The 19138-nt window shown below is 68.0% G+C and carries 14 protein-coding genes; 2 read left to right on the top strand and 12 right to left on the bottom strand.

Features of this window, described 5'->3' with window-relative positions; translation table 11 throughout:
• Positions 1-77 precede the first annotated feature (77 nt).
• The 6 genes from ACZ6MA_RS25920 to ACZ6MA_RS25945 form a co-directional block, all read right to left on the bottom strand.
• Positions 78-302, bottom strand: a complete 225-nt coding sequence (locus ACZ6MA_RS25920) for a hypothetical protein (protein ID WP_469436359.1) — start codon at positions 300-302, stop codon at positions 78-80.
• Positions 299-4273, bottom strand: coding sequence for a hypothetical protein (locus ACZ6MA_RS25925; protein WP_469436360.1), 3975 nt, complete (start codon positions 4271-4273; stop codon positions 299-301). The genes ACZ6MA_RS25920 and ACZ6MA_RS25925 overlap by 4 nt, the downstream gene beginning before the upstream one ends.
• Positions 4274-4499: 226 nt before the next feature.
• The gene (locus ACZ6MA_RS25930) at positions 4500-5615 is read right to left on the bottom strand and encodes a hypothetical protein (protein ID WP_469436362.1); all 1116 of its coding nucleotides are present in this window, start codon (positions 5613-5615) and stop codon (positions 4500-4502) included.
• Positions 5600-6163: an RICIN domain-containing protein gene (locus ACZ6MA_RS25935; RefSeq protein ID WP_469436364.1), complete on the bottom strand. Its 564-nt coding sequence runs from the start codon at positions 6161-6163 to the stop codon at positions 5600-5602. Before ACZ6MA_RS25935 ends, ACZ6MA_RS25930 begins: the two co-directional genes overlap by 16 nt.
• Before the next feature lie 92 nt (positions 6164-6255).
• Positions 6256-6771 carry an RICIN domain-containing protein gene (locus ACZ6MA_RS25940; RefSeq protein WP_469436365.1) on the bottom strand — a complete coding sequence of 172 codons (516 nt, stop codon included), beginning with the start codon at positions 6769-6771 and terminating at the stop codon, positions 6256-6258.
• A 43-nt stretch (positions 6772-6814) separates the two neighbouring features.
• Positions 6815-8317: an AbfB domain-containing protein gene (locus tag ACZ6MA_RS25945; RefSeq protein WP_469436366.1), complete on the bottom strand. Its 1503-nt coding sequence runs from the start codon at positions 8315-8317 to the stop codon at positions 6815-6817.
• 1052 nt (positions 8318-9369) lie between these two features.
• Here ACZ6MA_RS25945 and ACZ6MA_RS25950 point away from each other — a divergent pair.
• Positions 9370-9630, top strand: coding sequence for a hypothetical protein (locus ACZ6MA_RS25950; RefSeq protein WP_469436368.1), 261 nt, complete (start codon positions 9370-9372; stop codon positions 9628-9630).
• A gap of 537 nt (positions 9631-10167) precedes the next feature.
• On the opposite strand, the gene ACZ6MA_RS25955 is transcribed toward ACZ6MA_RS25950, so the two are convergent.
• Entirely contained in the window at positions 10168-10362 is a 195-nt protein-coding gene (locus ACZ6MA_RS25955; RefSeq protein WP_469436369.1) for a hypothetical protein, read from the bottom strand.
• 194 nt (positions 10363-10556) lie between these two features.
• Between ACZ6MA_RS25955 and ACZ6MA_RS25960 the strand changes: the two genes are divergently transcribed.
• Positions 10557-10772, top strand: coding sequence for a DUF6207 family protein (locus tag ACZ6MA_RS25960; protein ID WP_469436371.1), 216 nt, complete (start codon positions 10557-10559; stop codon positions 10770-10772).
• A 243-nt stretch (positions 10773-11015) separates the two neighbouring features.
• Here ACZ6MA_RS25960 and mobF read toward each other — a convergent pair whose 3' ends face one another.
• From mobF to ACZ6MA_RS25985, 5 genes are all read right to left on the bottom strand, one after another.
• Complete coding sequence (gene mobF / locus ACZ6MA_RS25965) at positions 11016-12944, bottom strand: MobF family relaxase (protein WP_469436704.1); 1929 nt, start codon at positions 12942-12944, stop codon at positions 11016-11018.
• 689 nt (positions 12945-13633) lie between these two features.
• Complete coding sequence (locus ACZ6MA_RS25970; protein ID WP_469436372.1) at positions 13634-13930, bottom strand: hypothetical protein; 297 nt, start codon at positions 13928-13930, stop codon at positions 13634-13636.
• A gap of 231 nt (positions 13931-14161) precedes the next feature.
• Entirely contained in the window at positions 14162-15493 is a 1332-nt protein-coding gene (locus ACZ6MA_RS25975; RefSeq protein WP_469436375.1) for a hypothetical protein, read from the bottom strand.
• Positions 15494-15663: 170 nt separating this feature from the next.
• On the bottom strand, positions 15664-16914 hold the full coding sequence (locus tag ACZ6MA_RS25980) for a replication-relaxation family protein (protein ID WP_469436377.1): 1251 nt from the start codon (positions 16912-16914) through the stop codon (positions 15664-15666).
• Between the two features lie 439 nt (positions 16915-17353).
• The gene (locus tag ACZ6MA_RS25985) at positions 17354-17773 is read right to left on the bottom strand and encodes a hypothetical protein (protein ID WP_469436379.1); all 420 of its coding nucleotides are present in this window, start codon (positions 17771-17773) and stop codon (positions 17354-17356) included.
• Positions 17774-19138 lie beyond the last annotated feature (1365 nt).

Below are 19138 nucleotides of genomic sequence, written 5' to 3' on the forward strand. Positions count from 1 at the left end.
GACCTGCAAGGAGGCGCCCATGTCAGGCGTCCCTCGACGCTGTCGCGGAGTGATATAGCCGGATCACTCCGTGGGGCTCACTCGACCCACTCGATCTCCCACTGGGATGACTCTACGAATGATTCGAGTGCCGCTATGCTCTCCACCCAGTAATCACCCCCGTCTGTCGGCGCGGACAGATCGTCGACGAGAAAGATATAGTATCCGCCCGTGATGTTGGAATCATCCTGGAGCTTCACGAAGTAACCTTCATAAAACCCAGACAGAATGCGCCCGTATATCTCCAGCTTGATTTCCGTCATTTGCGACTCGGCAAGAGCGGGACGTGATTATTGGCCAATGGCTTCCCAGCTTCGTCAAAGATTTCGAAGTGCACGTGCGGCACGTTCGGCCAGTGAGCTCCGGCAAGTGATGCGGGATCAATACGGAACCCGAGGCGCCCATCAGCGCTCCGGAAGATTCCTCTGCCGTTGGCCACGTCTCGCGCACCCTCACCAAGGAACTCGCGTCCAGTTTCCATCGCGTCCTTCATGGTGATCGTGTACTGACTGATGAGGCTCGACTTTCGCTTGTGGGCCACGATGTCAACGTTGCTTTCGGCTGTCGACTTCGTTTCGGAGATTATGTCATTTCGAACGGTGCCGCCGTCGCAGTCATCCGCTGCACTGGCGGTCAGGCCATATACCGCCTGGGTCTGGATGTTACCAGCGTCAGGAGCCAGCTGCCCGACCCGAACATCCTTCACCTTCCGTTGGGTGCCGCCGTCCGCCAGCACGAAGCTGGCACGTTTGGGATTGGCCGGACCGGTTTTCCCCCTCCTGGGTAGGTCACAACCAGGAAGGTTCTTCCGAATCTTCTCCAGGACTTCTTCAACCTTTTTGACCCGCTTCTTCGCTTCAGCGGATTTTTCGAGGGCTTTATTGATCCCAATAAGTCGCTTAGCGGCCTTATAGAGTTCGGGGGCTTTTTTGAAGACCTGATACGCCTTGCTGGCGGGGATTGACTTAATCAGCGCCATGGCACAGCTGACGACATCGCCCTGCTCGAAGCACTTCTTGATCTCCTCGATCGGGATAAACTCAAGGAGGGTGTCGCTGCCGATGTCGACGAGGAGGTCGATGAACTTCTTGTCGGCAATCTTGCGGTCGTTTTCGTATTCCTCGGGCGAGATTCCGAGCTCTTCGAGGGCCTTTTCCTCTTCGCTGGTCGGCTTGGGGCTGCTGTCTTTACCGTCGTTTTTTGCGGCTTCTGCGCGGGCCTGGCGTTCCAGCTCGCGCTGGTATTCCTCGGCCTTCTTGGCTGCCTCGTCGGCTTCCTTGGCATACTGGCCTGCGTTCTTTGCTGCGTCTTCTGCAGACTTGGCGTGGGTTTCGGCAGAGTCGGCGAGTTTGCCGGCGTCTGTGGCGTCCTGCGTGGCCTGGGTTGCTGCGCCCTGGGCAGTGGTGGCTTCGCTCTCGGCCAGGTGGGCGGCGCTGGTGGCGGCTGCGGCCTGGTTGTCGGCGTCGGCGGCTGCCTCGCGGGCCCGTTCGGCTTCCGACTCAGCCTGTGTAGCGGCCTGGCGTGCCGCTGCCGCGTCCGCGTAGGCGTCGTTGGCACTTTGGCGGGCAAGTACGGTATCGGCCTGTGCCTGAGCATCGGCCTGACCAGCCCGCCCTGCGGCAGTCCTTGCTGCGGCCCCATCCTCGGCGGCTTGGGCGGCGGACTTCATCGCAGCAGCTGTGGAACGTGCCGCGCGGACCGTGGACTGCGCCGCCTCGGCGGCAGATTTGAACGCGGGTGCCACCTGGGCGTTAGCGCGCTTGGCGGTCTCCTCGGCGGATTTGGCAGCCTTGAGCGCTTCGGTCGCCTTGGCCTCGGCCGAGGCAACTTGCTCCTGCCCTATCTCCAGGGCGGCGCTGGCCACCGTGGCGGCGAAGTCGGCGTCGACATCTGCACCGGAGAAGGGCGCCGTCAGGGCGATTGCGGTGTTGGCAGGATCAGCGATACCGGCAGCAGTGGCCCGGGCGGCCGTGGATGCCTGCACCGCGATCGCGGACTGGACCCTGGCCATCGCGGCCTCTCGTACGGCGCCGCCTGCTTCGTCTCTGGTGCGGTTGGCCGCCTGCAGGGCTCCGCTGGCCTCGATCGCGGCCAGCCCGGCCAGACGCGCGGCCTCGTGCGCGGCCATGCCGGCACGGGCCTCCTGAGCGGTGGCCTCCATGGACTTGGCGTTCGCCCGCTGCGCCGCGGCGCGGGTGGCAGTTGCCTCGGCCTGGGCCTTGTTCGCTGCCGCGTTGGCGCCAGCGGCCGCTGACTCGGCCTTGGACGCCGCCGCGTTGGCACGCGCGGCGTGCGCGGTGGCTTCCGCCGCCGCTGCCCGGGCACGGGCAGCGGCTCCTGCGGACTCGATGGCCGCAGAACGGGCCCTCGTCGCTGCACCGCTGGCGGCGTCGGCAGCGCTACGGGCCTCACCGGCCGCAGTAGCGGCTGTTCTGGCGTCAGCCCGCGCCGCGACCGCGTGCGCATGCGCCTCCGCAGCCTCCGAGGTACCGCGAAGCGCTGCCTCCAGTGCCTCAGCGGCCTGCGCCTGGGCTTCCTCAGCGTTGCGCTGACGTTCGGCCTCGAACGCCTTGTTCCGGGCGTCGCGGGCGCTGGCTTCCTCACTACGGGCCCGCTCGGCCCCCTTGGCCGCCTTACCTTCCTGATCGGCGGCGTACTCACGTGCCTTGGCCGCGGCGGCCGCGGCCTCGTAGGCCTCCGCCCGCTTCTCTGACGCCGTTCGCGCTTCGCTCTGCGCCCGCCCCCGTGCAGCCGCAGCCGTGGCCTGCTCGCTCTCGGCCCTCTCCCGCGCCTCAGCGGTCAGAGTCCGCTCGTGTTCGGCCACCTTGCGCTGTTCAGCCGCGATCTTCGCCTGTCGCTGGGCCTCCACCCGGGCCTCGCGGGTCTTCTTCGCATGCTCCCACGCGGACTGCTCGGCCTTCTCCGCGTCGGCGCGGGCCTGCTTCGTCCTGGCGGCCGCCTCTGCGGCGATCTTCGCCTGCTTGCCAGCGGCCTCGGCCAGCTTGGCTCCAGCCTTGGCATGCTCTTCGGCGTTGGCTCGCCACTTACTGGCCTGCTGCTCATGCAACTCGGCCTGGTTCTGGGCATTCAGCCCCTTGGCGTCAGCCTCGGTGGCGTCCACGGCATGCTGGGCGGTCCCGGCTGCCTTGACCGCCGCGTCCGCCGCCGAGGCGATACCCAAGGCAACCTCAGCCCACTGGGTGCCGTAGGTCAGGCCGGTCTCCACCAGCACATCGGCTTGCGCCTTGGCCAGAAGGGACGCGACCTGGGCCTGCTTGGCGGCCTGGTCCGCATTTTTGACCTGACGGGCAACCTCAGTTTTGACTTGGTCGTAGTCGGAGACCCGCTTGCCGGCCCGGTCTGCGGCCAGCATCCGGTCGGCCTGACGCGACTGCGCGGCTGCCGAGCTCATCGCGTTGGAGGCATTCTTGAGCGCCTTGACGGCGTCCCCGTGAGCAGCGATCAAATGGGTGCGAGCCTCGGCTGCTCGGGCGGTCTGCTCGGCCAGCTTCCGCAGCTTTTCCGCGGCCTCCAGGGCCTCCTTCTGGGCCTTCTCGTGGGCCGCCCGGTTGTCCGCGTCCTGTTTCGCGGCGATCAGGTAGCCCTTTTCGAGGAACTCCGCGATCTTGGCGTCGTCGTTGGTGGCCAGCGCGGCCTGGGCGGCCTTCTTCACCTCCGGGCCACCGGCGCCGAGCAGCATCTCCACCCGTCTGCGGTTCTCCTCCGCAAGCTTCTGGGTGTTCTGCTCGGTCTTTTTGTCCCGCTGCCGGGCGATTTCAGCGCCGAACGCCAGGAAGTCGGCCCGATCCCTAGCCGTCCCCTTCAGGACACGGTCGACTTCCGCCTTGAAGTAGGCGCCGCCGGTACCGCGCATCGCCTCGATCTGCTCGCGATTCTTGGTATCGGTGCCCGCCCTTTTCTCTGTGGCCTTCCGGCGGGCCTCCGCCTCACCCCGTTCCAGGAACTCCCGAACCGCGTTGGGATCCTTGCTTGCCAGAGCCGCCTTGGCGGCCTCGCGGACCTCGTCCTCCTCGTCGAACTCTGCGAAGTCCTCGACCAACTGCCGGTCCCGCTCCGCGCTGAGCTTGTCCAGCTCCGAGCGCGGAACGCCCATCGGTGCCGGCTTCGGCGGCGCTGCAGGCAGGTGGTTCAGAGCGGATGGCATCTGGGCGGCCGTGGCCGCCTGGGTGGATGTCGCAGCGGCTGCTCCAGCCGTACCACCCAGCAGGGCCATGGCGACCGCTGCGCAGGCTACCGTTCTCGCTATTTCGGTTAAGCCACCGTGCGGTCTTCCAGTTTTCGGCCGCAATCGATGCATACGAAACCCCCAGAAAAAGAAAATGACAAATACCCCCTGTTCTGACATGAACAGGGCAGGGTAATTGAAGGAAAGGAAATAAAAACGCAGCAGGAGGTGCGTTCGTTCAGCAGGTAAGTCTGGCGAACGAACACACCGAGGGTCAGCCCTTCACACGCTTCGCGCTGTCCTGAGCCCGGTCGAACATGCCCTTCCAGGACTTGGCTGCCTCGACCGCTTCACCCTGCTCCCTGGCCCAGGTGTCCTGGTTGGCCTTGGCCGGCTCGGCAATGGTCTTCCAGAGCTCATCTGCACCTGCCCTGGCGGCGTCCGCGATGTTCTCCCAGTTGGTCACCTGGGCCGCAGCCGCTTCCTGCTCCGCCAGCCATGCCTTCTGCGCCGCGTCGGCATGTTCGGCCACCGCTTCCCACGCCCGCTCAGCCTCGGCCCGGGCTTTCGCCGCGTCGGTCGCCCCCTTGAGAGCCTCCTCGGCCGCCACGGCATCCCTGATCAGGAGCGACAAGGCATGGTGCCGCAGCACCTCCGCATCCGCGACCCGTATCCGATACCTCTCCACGTCCAAGGCCGCGCCTGTCATCCAGCCGTAACCGAAGAACTCCGCAACATCCGCGTCAGCAGCACCAGGCCGCAGCGCCCACTGCGCCGCGATCCGCACCTGCTCACCCGGGTCACGCTCCGCAAGCGCGCGTACGAAGTCCCGCTCCTTCGCCGCGGCCTCCTGCTGGTGTTGCGTGCCGGCCTTCCCGGCAGCCCGGTCACGCCGCTGAGCCTCGGCGTAACCAGACTTAACGAACGCCGCCCGGTCAGCATCCGTGCCCTTCACAGCGCGCTCAGCTGCAGCACGTACCTCGGGCGAGAATTCGACAGTGTGGGTCCGCACCACCCGTTCACAGAAGGCCCTGTTCCTTGACCTGGTGTCCCGCGTCCGTTGTTTGGCGGCGTCGTAGCCACCGCCAGGGGCCAGCCACTCCGCGATGGCCTCATCGCCCCGGGAGTTGCGCAACGCGTTCCATGCCGATACTCGTATCTCGGCCGGAAGGTGCGACTTCGCCATTCCGAGAACGCGATTACGTGCCTCCTCCGCCGCCGCGGCCGTAATACGCACGAGTTCCTCGGCCGGCTGGTTCGCCGAGACCGGGGCCAGAGCCGGGGTGTCAGCCCATGCTGGCGCCGCTCCCGCGAGCGCACCACCACCAGCTAGGAAGCTGACAGTCAGCGCCGATGCGACCCACCATTGGCGATTCACGGCGCTGGCCAATTGACCGGCTTGATCTGCCACAGCTGGGCATTGGTCTGGTTGCAGTACCACTGCTGCGCCTTCGCGTCGGGACTCAGGTCGCCGTTGATCACGTCCAGGCAACGGTCCTGAGTGTGTGTGGGACGCAACTGAAAAAGCTTCCGGACATGGTCGACAAGAACCAGCTGCCAACGCATCTGCTTACCGCCGGTGCAGTCCCATGTCTGAACGACAGCACCGGCCTGGGTGCCACTGTTCTCCACCTCAAGACATCTGCCACTGGGCACCGAACGAACTTCGAAAGCGGATTCGGTGGCAACCACGCGCCATTGCAAGTGCTTCGCGTCGGTGTTGCAAAGACCCAGCCCAGCTCGCGCACCATTTTTGGCCGCTTTAGGGGGGACGCCTAGGCATAGGCCACTGTCTGACGCTTCCAGCTGTACGACCGTTTCCCCTGAGATGCCGGCCGCAGCAGAAGGGGTCCCTTCTGCGTGTGCAGTGGTCACGCCAGTTGCCGTGGCGGCAAAACCGACGCAAACAGTCAGCAGCCCTCGAATTATCCGCGCCATCTTAGAACCTTTTCTTCTCACTGAGGATTCTGCCTAAAACAATAGAACCATTCCCGTGACATCATCGATGATTCACCCACGAGTTAGCGAATCTAGCGCGCGACCGACTGAATTCGCCAGCGATCCCAGAGACGGAGGCCGTCTCTTTCACAGACAGCAACGTCCAGTTCGGAGCCCTCGCCTCCCGGAGCGAAAAGGCAGTAGTTTGGCTTATGCGCGGGGCGCAGCTGGTACAGCTCCTTGGAAACATCAACCATGATCAATCTCCAGCGCCTGCCGGTTGCTTCGTCACAGAAGTATTGCCAGACGCTGTCCGACGGGTTGGCCTCCAGGCATCTACCGCTATGTTTGGCTCGCAATTCGAACGACGCTGAACCGACCGGAGCCAGCTCGAAAAGTTGGCTGTCGAGGCCGTCGGCACATGGCCTCTGCCTCGCCTTGGCTCCATTCCGCAGGCCGCCGTCATCGATCGTTAGACACATGCCAGTGACATCCTCCTGCAGGCGCACAAGTGACGGACCAGTATCGGCGTGTGCGGTGGTTGCGCCACTGACCAGTAGAGCAATGCCAGCGCTGGCGGCCAGTGCGGCTCGGATGGTCCGGGACATCGTGGGTCCATTCTTCTCGGGTGAGGACTCGACAGGAAAGAGGTCAGCGGGCAAGAGGGGAAGATACCTCCCAACTGGCGTCGCGGGCATTGGGATGACTCAAGGTGTAAAGGTCACCCCTGTATTCCATCATCCAAGCTCCTGGATCAGATGCGACCTCAAAGGATTTCCCGTATCCGATAAGTCCGCTGCGAGGGCACCAGGTGGCATCCTTCCGGAATTTCACACTGCCATCGTCGGGGGAGACGAGCAACGTATGCCCATCCCCCGTCTTCAGGTAGTGACCGGGTGCGCTCACCGACTCGAAGGAATAGCAACCAGGACTATTGGCCAGCGCGGGCAAGACGACCCAGGTGGCATCCTCACGATCGGCCTGCTTGCTCTTCGCATCCACAGGAGCGATGAAGGCTCCGTCACGGTCCTCAACAGCATGGGAACGGCGGATGTACCAGTTTTCGCGCTTGGGGGCAAGACCCTGGAGGGACTGTCGCTTCGCCCGGTACTGGTTGTCGTCCTTGAGGAATTCAGCAACGTCCTCGTCTCTGCCCGCCAGTGCCTTCTTGGCCTCGGCCACCAGATTGGGATTAACCCCGCCGTTCTCTGCCGCAGCCTGAATCTGCAATGCCAATCTGCGGTTATTCTCAGCGATCTTTTTACGACGCGTCTCGTCGTCACGCTTGTAGGCCTGCTCTGCACCGGTGTAGATGAACTTCTTCCACTCAACCGGGTCAGAGCTCAGCACAGCTCGCTGGCCTGCGGCGTAAAGTTCGGTCTTCTGGACATCGGCGGCAGCGTTCCGCAGCAGTTCACGAATGAAGTTGTCATCACTGAGAGCCAGCATGGCCTCGGAGGGGGTGATGCGGAATAGGGCTGCGGCCTTCGTGCGGGCAGCCAGCGCCTTTCGGCGCTCGGATTCCTCTCGGTCCCTTTCCTCCAGTTCCTTGAGTTTGTTGGCCACGTCGCGCTGGTGGGCCTCCCGGACCCCGTTGGTAATGAACGCGCGCCATGCGGCCGCATCGCCGACCAGCACACGCGCGGCTGCGGCACGGACCTCCGGTCCGGAAGCGGCGTGCACCGCGATCGCGCGGATAAAATTATCTTCGCTGAGGGCCAAAAGCTCCGGGGTGCTGGGGATACCCACTGCAATGAGGGCCTGGGACTTGGCGAGTCTTGCCGCACGATCGGCGTCCGCCTGGTCCTTCTCCCGCTGCTGATCGAGCTTGTACGCCTCGTGAATGCCGGTAGTGATGAACCGCACATGAATCTCGGCGGAGGTGGTAGTCATCGCCACCTCGGCAGCCGTACGGACCGCACCCAACTTCTCGCCGGCGTCCCTGGCCTTCTGCCACAGCGCGTGAATGAAGTCGTAATCGCTGAGCAGGAGGACTTCCGGGCTCGGGTCGAGGCGGACCACAGCTGCTGCCTCCACCCGCTGTGTGTCGCTGGTGCCGATACCACTCGCCTGCGCCACCGCGTCTGACGGCGCGGCAACCGCGGCATAGGGCGTGATCACGCCTGTAACGGCAGTTAACGCGGTGGCTGCCACGATCCCACGGATGACCACCCCGCGTATCCGGACGGAGGTAACGCGTCTCTTGTGCATGCTGGCTTCAGAACCCCTCTGGCGCCCCGTAGGCGCCCAAAATGTGTACAGGACCGGCGCCGCACAGTCCGCCGCCCACCTTTGAGGCATGGCAAGAGATGCCTCAAAGGTGGGCGGAGCTATCCATCTAGCGTCGATCTCTTCGAACGCGGCGCCCCTACACCGCTACCCCACGGACACGTCCAGCGCCGTATAGGCCCCCGGGCATCATCCGGCGATCTCTCGCCATTGCCTCGGCTCGCTCAGCTCTCAGAATCCGCTCATGGCGGGCTAGACCCGTGAACCAGCCTTGCAGGTTCCACGGCTCCTTGGACGCCCCTTGCGCGAACCTGCCGTAGCAGGAATCAAGGAACGTCAACAAGTCCTAGAGGCTACGAGCGACCCTCGGACGATTCCACGCATGATTCCCCCACTTGGCAACCTTTCGCAGCATGCATGGCATGGCGTGGTGCACTCACCCCGCCACTCCCCTCCCGCATGCCCACCAGCTTGGCTGGCCACCGAAACCGTATCCGATAGGTGACACACAGTGCAATAATCTTCGTCCTTCGCTGAACTACCCATTCCAGGCCCCCGCCGCGACGCCCCCCTCGAACTCGCAATCAGCCGGTACTTAAAAGCTTGCGATGCGTCCCTAAATGGGTCCTAAATCAGCGGAGTTGAGTGCGAGGCCCGGCGACCACAACACGACTGGGCACCGCTTCGAGCGTCTACGCAGACGCCAGCACGCCCCATCAGACGGACACCACGCAGCCCTACCGCGAAAAAGAGCAGGTCCCGCAAGGCTGAGGCTGGCCGGCTGATGTCCTCGTGGCCTGCCGGAGTTCTGGGCGGCAGTGCCCTGCGCGTGGTTTCCGCGTCCGCGTCTAGGGTGGCGGGCGTCAGCCCGGCGGCGTCCCGGGCCCACTGACACTTCGAGAGGTGTCCAGAAACAAGCTCGGCTGGCGTTCATCCTGCTGCGGCTCGCAGAGGACATCGTCTGGCCCGTCACGGCCGTGGGCGCAGAGGCCGACCTATGCGCGGACTTCTTCGCCCTGGACGAGGTCGGGTGCGTGCTGCTGTCCGCGCTGCGCGACTGGGCGCGGGACTCTCCCACCACGGCGGTGCCGGGCATCACCCGCAGCATCATCCGGTTCATGGTGAGCGTTATCCCGGACCCCGACCACGCGGACACCGCCAGCACCTTGGAGGCGCTGCGCGACGCGCGCCTGGCGGTGGCTCACACGGTGCTCTCCGAACCCGGTGCGCACCGGTAGCCGCACCACCGCACCAGACCGGGTGCCCGTGTCCCTGCGGCATTGATGGCCTTCGTCTCCGCCGGATTCTCAGGAGGGCTGGCTTCCTCCGCAGCGACGTAAGACGAGCCGCCAACCGACGCAGTCGGCTGGCATGGGCCGAGGTCGAAGCGGGAGCCCGCCTACTTCTGGCACAAGAGACTCAGCTGGATCGCGAAGCCATCCAGAAGGCTCTTCGACTCCTGTTCGACAGCCGGACAAGAGCCATCGCACTCCATACAGAGGATGCCTCAGATGGAACTCTCTCCTGATTCAGCAGCATGCGTTCACCGATGACGTTCGAGGCTCGCTCGACGGCGGACGATGGTCAGTGGCCGTTTTGATCTCCCGTAGGCGTCTTGACCTACACCGCCGACAGCGCCTGACGCACGCCGGTCGTGGCCGCCGCGCAAGTGCTGCCGGGCACAGCTGAGCCAGCTGGCTGCACGAGCGTGCGGCGGCAGTGCGAAGCGTTCTCTGCACGCGACCCGGGCATGAAGGCGAGCGAGCTTCGGGCGGTCAGAGGCAGCGTAGCCACCGGCGAAGCCGCCGCACCGCCAGCCGACGGGCGAACGTGGGGCCCGCTGCGCCGGCCACCACCGGTGAGGCCACGATGGCGAAGGCCTCGCAGGGGCCGACCATCTCCCTCAGGACCAGCGCACCGCCCGCCGCCAGCAGCAGACCGATTCCTATCGCGAGGTCTCGCTCGCTCATCTGCCCTCCCCTGATCACCAGAGAAGTTCGACGATAGAGCGCACACTTGTCAGGGTGCGCTGTTTTGTTCGATCGCACGCGAGACTGCGTTCCCGCCGGCGGTGACGCGGGCAACTTCGCGCGGGCAGTCGCCCGTGGGGGTGGTGCAGCTGCCGACGGCGAACCGACCCGCTGCCCGGGGCGTCTGCGCGGTCATGAATCACATCGACGACGTGCACGTATCCGAGCCCGGCCTAGTGGTCCTGGACGTCACCGCACACGACGAAGCAACCGCACACGCGGTGATGGCCGCCCTCGAGCAGCGGTGGGCCACCTCCGGTATCGGCCCCGTACGACGCGAGCCCGGCGAGCCCGGGGTCAAGGCCCGCATCTACGCGGACCTCCGACGACGCCCCGGCGCCACCGACTAACGCCTCGGCCGACTACCGGCGGCGCAGTCCGCAGCATCGGCCTCCTCGTGCGTCGGTTGGGCGGTGCCCCGGGCTGTATCCGGGCGTTACTCAGCGATGTTGACCATCGGGGCCTCCGCTCTCAAGGGTCGGTCCCCCGCACACTCACCTCTCTCCGCCGGCCTTGAGACTGGGCGGCCGGTCGCGTCCCGACTGCTGGAGCGGCCACTTCGTCCTCCGTCCCGCCGGACGGGTCCGCAGCCGTCACGGCTGGAGGCTCTGGCCGGGGCCGGGCTGCTGGTGCTGCTGCTCGTGCTCCTGGCGGCGCCGGTCGACCGGCCCGGCCGGGTCGGCGGCCGGGGCCGGGGCCGGGGCCGGGATCTCCCCCTCCTCGATGGCGCGGCGGCGGGCATTCGCCGCGCGGGTGATGGCGGCGAGCCGTTCCAGGTTCTCCGGTGTGCGCATCCACGTCGCCGGGTCGGTCGTCCGGCCCTCCAGGTGCTCCTGCGGCATCGCGGCCTGCTGGTGGGCTTGGATGGCGGCGGCCCGCTGCGCCGGGGTGAGCGCGGCGTCCCGGCCCGGGTGGTCAACGGCGTGTGGCGCGCCTGGCGGCTGGTCGCGCTGTTGGTCTTCGGCGTGCGCGGCGGCTGACGCGGTCGCGTCCGGGGCTTCGTCCAGCGCGGCGGCGGCGTGCGTGGGGCGGGCGGCGCGGATCGCGTTCTGCACGGCGAGGCTGGCGACCCGGGCTCGCTCGTACCGGCTCGACTCGCGGGGCGGCTTGTCGTCGGCGCCGGCGATCCACCAGCGATCGGGCTCGGCGAAGTCGGCAGTGTAGAAGATCTGGTCGGCAGCTGGGGTCCGGCGGCCGGGCTGGGGAACGGTGGACTGACGGCTGTGGTCGGACAGGGCGCGGCCTGCGATGTAGTCGTCCAGGCCGTGCGTGAACTCCTGGCCGCGCAGGGTTTCCAGCAGATGCCGGCGGGCTTCGGCCAGGACGTGGCGGCGGGCGAATTTGCCGCGGACGGTGGACACGACCGCGGCGACGTCGACGGCGGCGAGTACGGCGTCCACGTGCGGATCCACCCGGGCCCGGATCGCCGCACCCGCCGCGCGGCAGCGCTGCACGACCCCGTCGACTATCTGCTTGCCGAACCTCAACAGCGCGGACGCCCGCCACCACGCGAGCAACTGCTTCAACGGGCGCGGGGTCTTCTTCTCTGGGCGGGTGTCCTGCGCTGCCTGCCAGGCCAGGCCGTGGCGGGCGCGCTCGCCGGGCAGCCGTCCGTTCTTCTGCGCGTACTTGCAGGTGAGGCCCTCCAGGACGTCCTCGATCCGCTGACGGCGGGTGGCGGACCAGTCGATGAGCTCGGAGTCGACACCGGCTATCTCCATCACCGGGCGCAGGCCTGGCGTCACCTCCCTCGGCACCGTCGCCAGTCCCAGTTCCTCACACGCCTCGGTCGTCATCGCGAGGGTGTAGAGCGTCCCGGCCGCCACCACATGTCGGTAGAGCCGGAGCGTGTCCAGCGCGCCCCACTTCGGCTCGCCGTTGTCGTCCAGGCGCTGCACGCGGTTGAGGACCAGGCAGTGGTCGTGCAGAAGCGGGAAGCCGTCGCGATTGTCGAAGTGCCGGAAAGCCGCGACCACCAATGCCGGCGTCTTCGCGCGGCCGCGGCCGGAGGACCACCGGGTCTCCGCGACCTCATCCTCGAGCCAGCGCAGTGCCTTGGTGATGGCCCGTTCGTGTGCCCGCTCGATGATCCGGCGTGTCCTGTCGTCTCCCAGCGCCCACAGCACGATCAGGGACGCCTGGGGACGGAAGGTGAAGTCGAGGGCGAGCAGCGGGGTCTGCTTGCGGGCCTCGATCTCCTCGATCGGCTGCCCGAGCACGGTGGCCAGCCGGGCGGTGGCCGGGTCGGCGCCGCCGTTCAGGAGGTGCCGCTCGATCCGGTCGGCGTCCGGGTGCCGACCCTGCCCGAAGACGAGCTCCGTCTGTCGCTCGGATACCTCCGCGCCCGCGGTGAGCCCGAGCGCGGCCAGGCCGCGCCCCAACCACCTCCCCGGCGGGAGGCCGGCCATCTCCTGGGCGTCCTTGAGGGACTGGCCGACCGGTCGGCGGCCGTCCCCGAACGCCACTCCGCGCACGTAGTACCGCCACGCATTACGCCTCTGGACCTTCGCGACACTCAGCATCCCCACAGACGACACCGGATCTGAGCTGCGAAAAAGCGCGATCCCGTGGGGCGGGAGACTTCACCGGAACTTCACGGCCAAACCCGCACGGCGGGCGTTCGCGGCGGGACTGTTCCCGCCCGGCGGACACCACCAGGGCCATGCAAATGCTGCGCGGCACCCAGTCACACACGCCTCACACACCCCGAAAACCGCCAGCAGACGACTTCACCGTCAACCAGCGCACATCTTCGTACCGCTCCCCCATCCGACGGCCAAAGACGCCGCGCCCTGCACCACGTCACCGACTCTCCGCCCCCGGCAACGCCGGGGGCCTCGTGCTTCCTGGAGGACCGACGTGCCGACCTACGAGACCCTGCCCCGCTTCGCCACCGACCTGGACCGCCTCACCCCGGAACAGCGCCGTCGATTCCGCCAGACCGTGGCGGCCTTCGTAGAGGACCTGCGCACCGGCCGCTTCCGCGCCGGCCTCCGAGTCAAGCGCGTCCAGCGCGCGCCAGGCATCTACGAACTGACCTGGTCGATGGGTGCTGGCCCCGCAGGACGCGCTACCTGGGAGTACGGGCCCGAACTCCGCCCCGGCTCGCAGCACATCGTGTGGCGCCGAGTCGGCACCCACGCAATCCTCACCGGCCCGTGGCCGGCAGCAGCTTGCACGGCGAGCGCCGTGCGGCCGACTGTGCAGGGCGTCAGGGCGTGTCGCCGGAGTAGTAGAAGCGGCAGCTGACGCCGGGGCCGGGTGTGCGCGGCTCGCCTGGGCGCGGGTCATACAGGGCGCGGCCGCCGGGCCACCGGGAGAGTTCGGTGATCAGGGCGACGCCGTCATCGACTTCCTCCGGCCGCCATCCGTGGATGTCCAGCAGCAGCCCGTCCAGCGGTCCGCCGATCAGTACGGCGTACGCCCGGTGCGGCAGAGGGCCGGGGTTGGGGTCGTCGTGGTCGCGGCCGTAGACCCGGCCGCGCAGCAACTGCTCGTCTCCGTTCATCAGACCAGCGTTCCAGCCGCCACCGACAGCGCGGGCCGCGATGGCCCGCGCGGGCCCTGCCCGGTGGGGGCCGGGCCCGCGTGCTCACCGCTGTCACGGACATCGCCGCGTGGCTCTGGATCACTTTTCGTGCCAGAGCCACAGACGGGGAGGCTTACCCGGTGGGCCGGGCGGGTGTCGGGATCAGGGCCCGGCCGCCGCCACAGGGCGCAGCCGGCTGGGGCCTTCTGGCTAGCTCTCGGAGGGTTTCGCGGACGGTGGTAGGGCCATGTCGAGGAGTGCGTCGATGGTTTCCTGGCCCAGCGTGCTGTCGTGGTGGAGGGACCGGCGGATGAGTTGTCCCACGGTCTGCGGGTCCACGTCCAGCCGTGTGTGGGCGTTCAGGCAGATCTCGCTCAGGAGTCCTGCGATGCGGTCCGGCTTTCGCTGGACGTACCAGTCGAAGATCTTGACCACGTCACGGCGGAGGGTGCCGAGCCAGATTCCGCTCCTCCCCTTCTGGACGCCTCGGGCCAGATGGGAGATCACGGCCTCGATCAGCGTCGTGCGCAGCGCCGACATGGGGACGAGGCTGTCGGTTCCCACCGTGAGGGAGACCGCGGGCCACCAGGCGAGGGTCTTGGCCGTCTCCTCGGTCTGCTTCCCGTCAATGTGGATGACCTTGGTGAGGCGGTTGTGGTCGGCGACGAGCCCCTGGGGCTGCGGGGTGCCGAAAGAGGTGGTGGCGGAGAGGAGTGCGCCGGGACCGTGGTCGCGGTGATGCTGCTCAGCCCAGTCCCGGGCCACCGGCTTCGACCACAGAGGCCCGCCTGCGCCGTGGGCCTGTGGTTCGGGCATCTTGTGGTCCGCGTACTCCGGCATCGGGAGGTCGTCCTCGGCGATGTTCGCGATCTTCGCCAGCCCGGCGCGGTCCACTAGGAAGCCCGGCTCCAGCTCGGGGGCCTTCAAGTCGACGACGCACGCGTCCAGCGGCCTGGCGTCCGGCACGCGCCGACGGTGCTCCGCCCACAGCGCCAGATGATCACGCCAGTTGGGCAGGGCCGACTTGGGCGCCGTGAACCCGGCGATGGTGGCGATACTCGCCTTGCCCGGGTCGGCGGGGTGGACCAGGAGGTCTGCGGCCGTGACGGTGAGCGCGTCCTCGACGCGGCGGGCGTCGTAGCGCTCGTAGGCGCCGTCGAAGACCACGCCGGGCCGGTGCCAGGCGGTGCCGTCCCACCAGTAACCGCCGTGCCGGTAGAGGAAGCCGGTGTTCTCGTACACCCAGTCGTGGTGGAGACCGCTCCAGCTGCCGTCGGTGACCAGCACGACGGTGCGGCCGTGCTCGGGGTGGTAGTGGACGGCCCACGCGTACGCGCGGTTCTTCGGCTCGGTGGTGAACGCCACCCAGCCGCCTCCCGGTAACGGGTCGGTGCGGCCCCACAGCCCCTCGCCCTGGTCCCGGCCGGTGCGCTCGATCGCGTCCGGATTGTCGAGCGGCAGCCGTTCGTCGTTGATGAACGGCAGGCCCGGCACAGGATGATCGGTACGAAGTCCGTTGGCCACCGGACGGAACTCACCCAAGATCGTCTCTCCCTTGCGGCATGAAACCCCGCACAGCGCGGGGCTAGGTCCCCCCATCCCTGCGGCAGCACCGGCTCCGTTAAACCGATCAGCGGACAGCGCGAACACGTCGTTGTTCGCGGTGCGCATCCTCGCCTCCGGCCGGGCCGCCTGTCCGGCCGGAGGCACGGCTACCGGCGGCGCGTGATGCCGAACCGGCTGCGCGGCTTCACCGCCGGCACTTCGGCCGCCGCGCGGTCGGCCTCCTCCGCCTGGCGGCGTGCGACGCGCTCAACCTCCGCGCGGTCGGCGGCCTCCGTCGCACACGGCCCGCACAGCCGGTCCCACTCCCCCGGCCACGAAGACCGCATGGTCTCCTGCCAGCGCTCGTCGGTGAACTTGGCGCCGCACCGCGCGCACACCGGTCGCCGTGCCTCCCGCTCGGCGGCCTCCCGCTCCGCCTTACGTCGCCGGGCCTGCTCCCGCTGCACCGCGTACAGCCGGTCGCCGTCGGGGTTGTCCAGGGCCTCGCCCAGCGTCTGCCACTCATTCCTGCCGAGCCGCCGCCACACCTTCCCGGCGGCCCCGGCCGGGTCGGCGGTGATCCGCTCCAGCTCGGTGACGACCACGGGCACCGCCTGGTGGTAGTCGACGGCCGTGATGCCCGCACCCCACCCCGGGTGCAGCTCCCCGGCGAAGTAGCGACGGGCGGCCTGCTCCAGGCGCTGCATCCGGCTCTCGCGCTGCGCGGCGGTCTTCCCGGTGAACACGAACGCCACCGGCACGTAGCCCTCGTGGCCGGTCGCCGGGTACAGGCACGACCACAGCCGGAAGTCATGCACCGTCGCTCCTCGGGCCGCCTTCGCCTTGGTCTCGTCCGCCTTCGGCGCCGGGAGCTCGAACCAGTCGTGGTAGCGGCGCAGCTTGTCCACCAGGTCGTCGACGGACTCGTTGACGCGGTCGACTTCCAGGAGCATCGCGGGCACCCCGGCGTCCGGAGCGCGCATCGTCAGGTCGGCGTACTGGGTGTAGCCGTACGGGAGGCAGTGGGCGATCTCGGTCTGCCAGGACAGCGGGGTGCCGTAGCCGGCCCCGGTGAGCACGGCGGCTGTGAGGGTGACGGCAGCGGCGTGTTCGTCGTAGCCCTCTCCCGGGACCGGCCTGCCCTTGGCGTCGTACTCCGGCTTGAGCAGCGCGGAGACCCGTACGTTCCTCGGCAGCAGCTGCTTGGCTTCCTTGCGGCCCTTCTCGGTGAGCACCCACAGCTGGTGTCCAGACTTCAGTCGTGTCTCCACCCGGACCTTCCCCTGCTCCTTGAGCGCGTTGAGGGTGTCCCTGGTGCATCGGTCGTGCCGGTCGGTGGGGCGCAACATCCGCCACAGGTGTTCCGGGGTGGCTCGCTGGAAGATCCCGAGAGCCTTCAGCACTTCCTGTCGTCGCACTCCGGTCGGCTTCCAGACCTGTGTCGACCTAAGAGGGTTGTCGAACGCGCTGCGGTCCCTTGCCCTCCGGGGCTGACCTGCGGATACGCGTCCGGCGGGCGAAGGGGCCGTGGAGGGGGCGATGGAGGGGCCCGTGGAGGGGGCCTGCGGGGCTTGGTCCATGCCGCCCGCGGGTATCCGGCCGGCGGTGTCGTGCGGCTTGCGGGCGGGGGCGGGCGTGAGGTCGGCGGGCACGGTGTCCTCGGCATTCTCCGGCCTGCTGGCCGGGTCGGCAGTCGTCCGGCCCGTACGCGAAGCCGCGCGCCGGGCCGGTATCCACCGTGCGAAGGACCCCTTGACCGCGGTCTGTTCACCTCCGCTAGCGGTGTCCGGTATGCCCTTGACAACCCCTTGCGCAACCGATTTGCCCGTGGCCGACGCCACACCCTCCGACGAGCGGTCAGCGGGCCGGACGGGTGTTGGACGGGGAGGAGCCGAGCCGCCAGTCGGAGGGCTTGCGGGAGCGGAACGTCTCCCCGCTCTCGATCGCCGCCTTGTTCCGCGCGAACTCCCGCTCGGCCGCCGACATCTTCCTAGGAGTGCACGCCAGGTGGCCCCAGCCCTCGGCCACCTTCGTGATGACGACGCCCTTGTCGTAGTCCTTGAGGCAGGCGGGGCAGGTTCCCCGGTATGCGGCCCGGATCGCGCCGCGCGGCAGCGACACCGCCTTCGTCGCCCCGGCCGGCTTCCCGCCGCCGGTCTTCTTCTTCGCTGCCCGTGACCGCTGGACCGCCTCGCGCTGCGCCTTGCCGGGCCACTTCTTCTTCGGCTGCTGGCCGCCCGCCGCCTTGGCGGCTCTCCGCCCCCGGGTCTGTCCCACGGGCGGAAATGTAGAGCCGCGCTACGGCGACGGCGGCGCGCCACGCGCACCCTCGCAGGAAGCCCGGCGGCGCCTCGGTGCGCATCATGGTGCGCACCGAGGCGATGCGGAGTGCGCGGTGCACTGCACTCCCCCGCTGGCTGGTGCGCACCGGGTGCGGTGCACTCCCGGTCGAGTGAGCACGATGCCCGCGCGCTCCCTCCCGGTGGTGCGCATCCTGGTGCGTGGTGGACATTGCACCGCGCACGCGCACCGTTGACGGGGCGTTACGACAATCCGGGCCGGGTACGGGCGGGAGATGCGTCCCCTCAGTGCACCGCATCGCGCTCACATAGCCGAACAATTCGGACTCTAGCGAGCGTTGTTCAGGGGAAATGCCGCGCTAGAGCACCTGATCAAGGGGTACGCACCGGGTGCGCCGCACCCTGGTCAAGGGGTCCGGATCCACTGCACCGCACCGACACGTCGTCACTCTGCGTACTCCCACCCCGAGAATGGTGCGCACCGGCCTGAGCATCGTGAGGTGTACCGGTGCGACGACAGGGAGTGCGCTGCATCGCCCGCCGGCCGGGCGCAGCCGACGATGTCCTGCACGATGCCGTCGGCCACCGCACCGGGCGTGCACCGCGGTATGCACCTGGTGCGGTGCACCGCACCACGATGCGCACACGCTTCCCCTCGGTGGAGCACACCCGGCGCGGGAGTGGCCGCCACCACTCAGCCGTTGACGCAGGGTGACGGCGCACGGCTCGGGTACGGGAGGGAGAGATCTCCTCTCGGTGCACCGCATCGAGCACGCATAACGGGATGATGCGGACCTCCAGCGAGCATTGTCCAGGAGAAACGCGCCCGCCAGCGAACCTGGTCAAGGGGGGCGGCTCAGTGAGGACCAGGGGATGGTCAAGGGGCAGCCGCCGCCTGGCGCACCCGCACCATCTCACTCTCCGTGTCCGCATGCCGCGCCGGGCGGACGGTGCGGTGCGCTCGGTGCGCACCGGGGCGACGGCAGTGGGTGCGGCGCATCGCCGCACCACGAGCCGCCCGGTGCGTGGTGCGCACCCGCCCGGTGCGCACCCCGTCCATCCCTGCGCACCACGATGCACACCACCCTTTCCCGGCCACTGGCTTGGGCTACCGACGGATGTGCACGGTCACCTGTATGCCGCCGGCCATGGTTGCGCCGGCTCCGGCGATGGCCAGGGCCAGCGGGAGCGGCCCGGTGAATCCGATGACGACTGCGGCCACGACGCACATGGTGAGGATGGTGGTCTGCGTCCAGGCCAGCGCGTGTCCGGCTGTTGTCGGCTGGTCGGCATGCGAGGTTCTCCGTGCAGGTGGCCTCGGGGAGGCGAAGGTCGCGGAGGG

The organism is Streptomyces sp. NPDC042259 (assembly GCF_055582085.1).

Bases quoted from the DNA above. Each gene is read 5' to 3' on its own strand.
- ACZ6MA_RS25920 (WP_469436359.1), bottom strand. From the start codon at position 302: ATGACGGAAATCAAGCTGGAGATATACGGGCGCATTCTGTCTGGGTTT.
- ACZ6MA_RS25925 (WP_469436360.1), bottom strand. From the start codon at position 4,273: ATGGCCCTGCTGGGTGGTACGGCTGGAGCAGCCGCTGCGACATCCACC.
- ACZ6MA_RS25935 (WP_469436364.1), bottom strand. From the start codon at position 6,163: ATGGCGCGGATAATTCGAGGGCTGCTGACTGTTTGCGTCGGTTTTGCC.
- ACZ6MA_RS25940 (WP_469436365.1), bottom strand. From the start codon at position 6,771: ATGTCCCGGACCATCCGAGCCGCACTGGCCGCCAGCGCTGGCATTGCT.
- ACZ6MA_RS25955 (WP_469436369.1), bottom strand. From the start codon at position 10,362: ATGAGCGAGCGAGACCTCGCGATAGGAATCGGTCTGCTGCTGGCGGCG.
- ACZ6MA_RS25960 (WP_469436371.1), top strand. From the start codon at position 10,557: ATGAATCACATCGACGACGTGCACGTATCCGAGCCCGGCCTAGTGGTC.
- mobF (WP_469436704.1), bottom strand. From the start codon at position 12,944: ATGCTGAGTGTCGCGAAGGTCCAGAGGCGTAATGCGTGGCGGTACTAC.
- ACZ6MA_RS25970 (WP_469436372.1), bottom strand. From the start codon at position 13,930: ATGAACGGAGACGAGCAGTTGCTGCGCGGCCGGGTCTACGGCCGCGAC.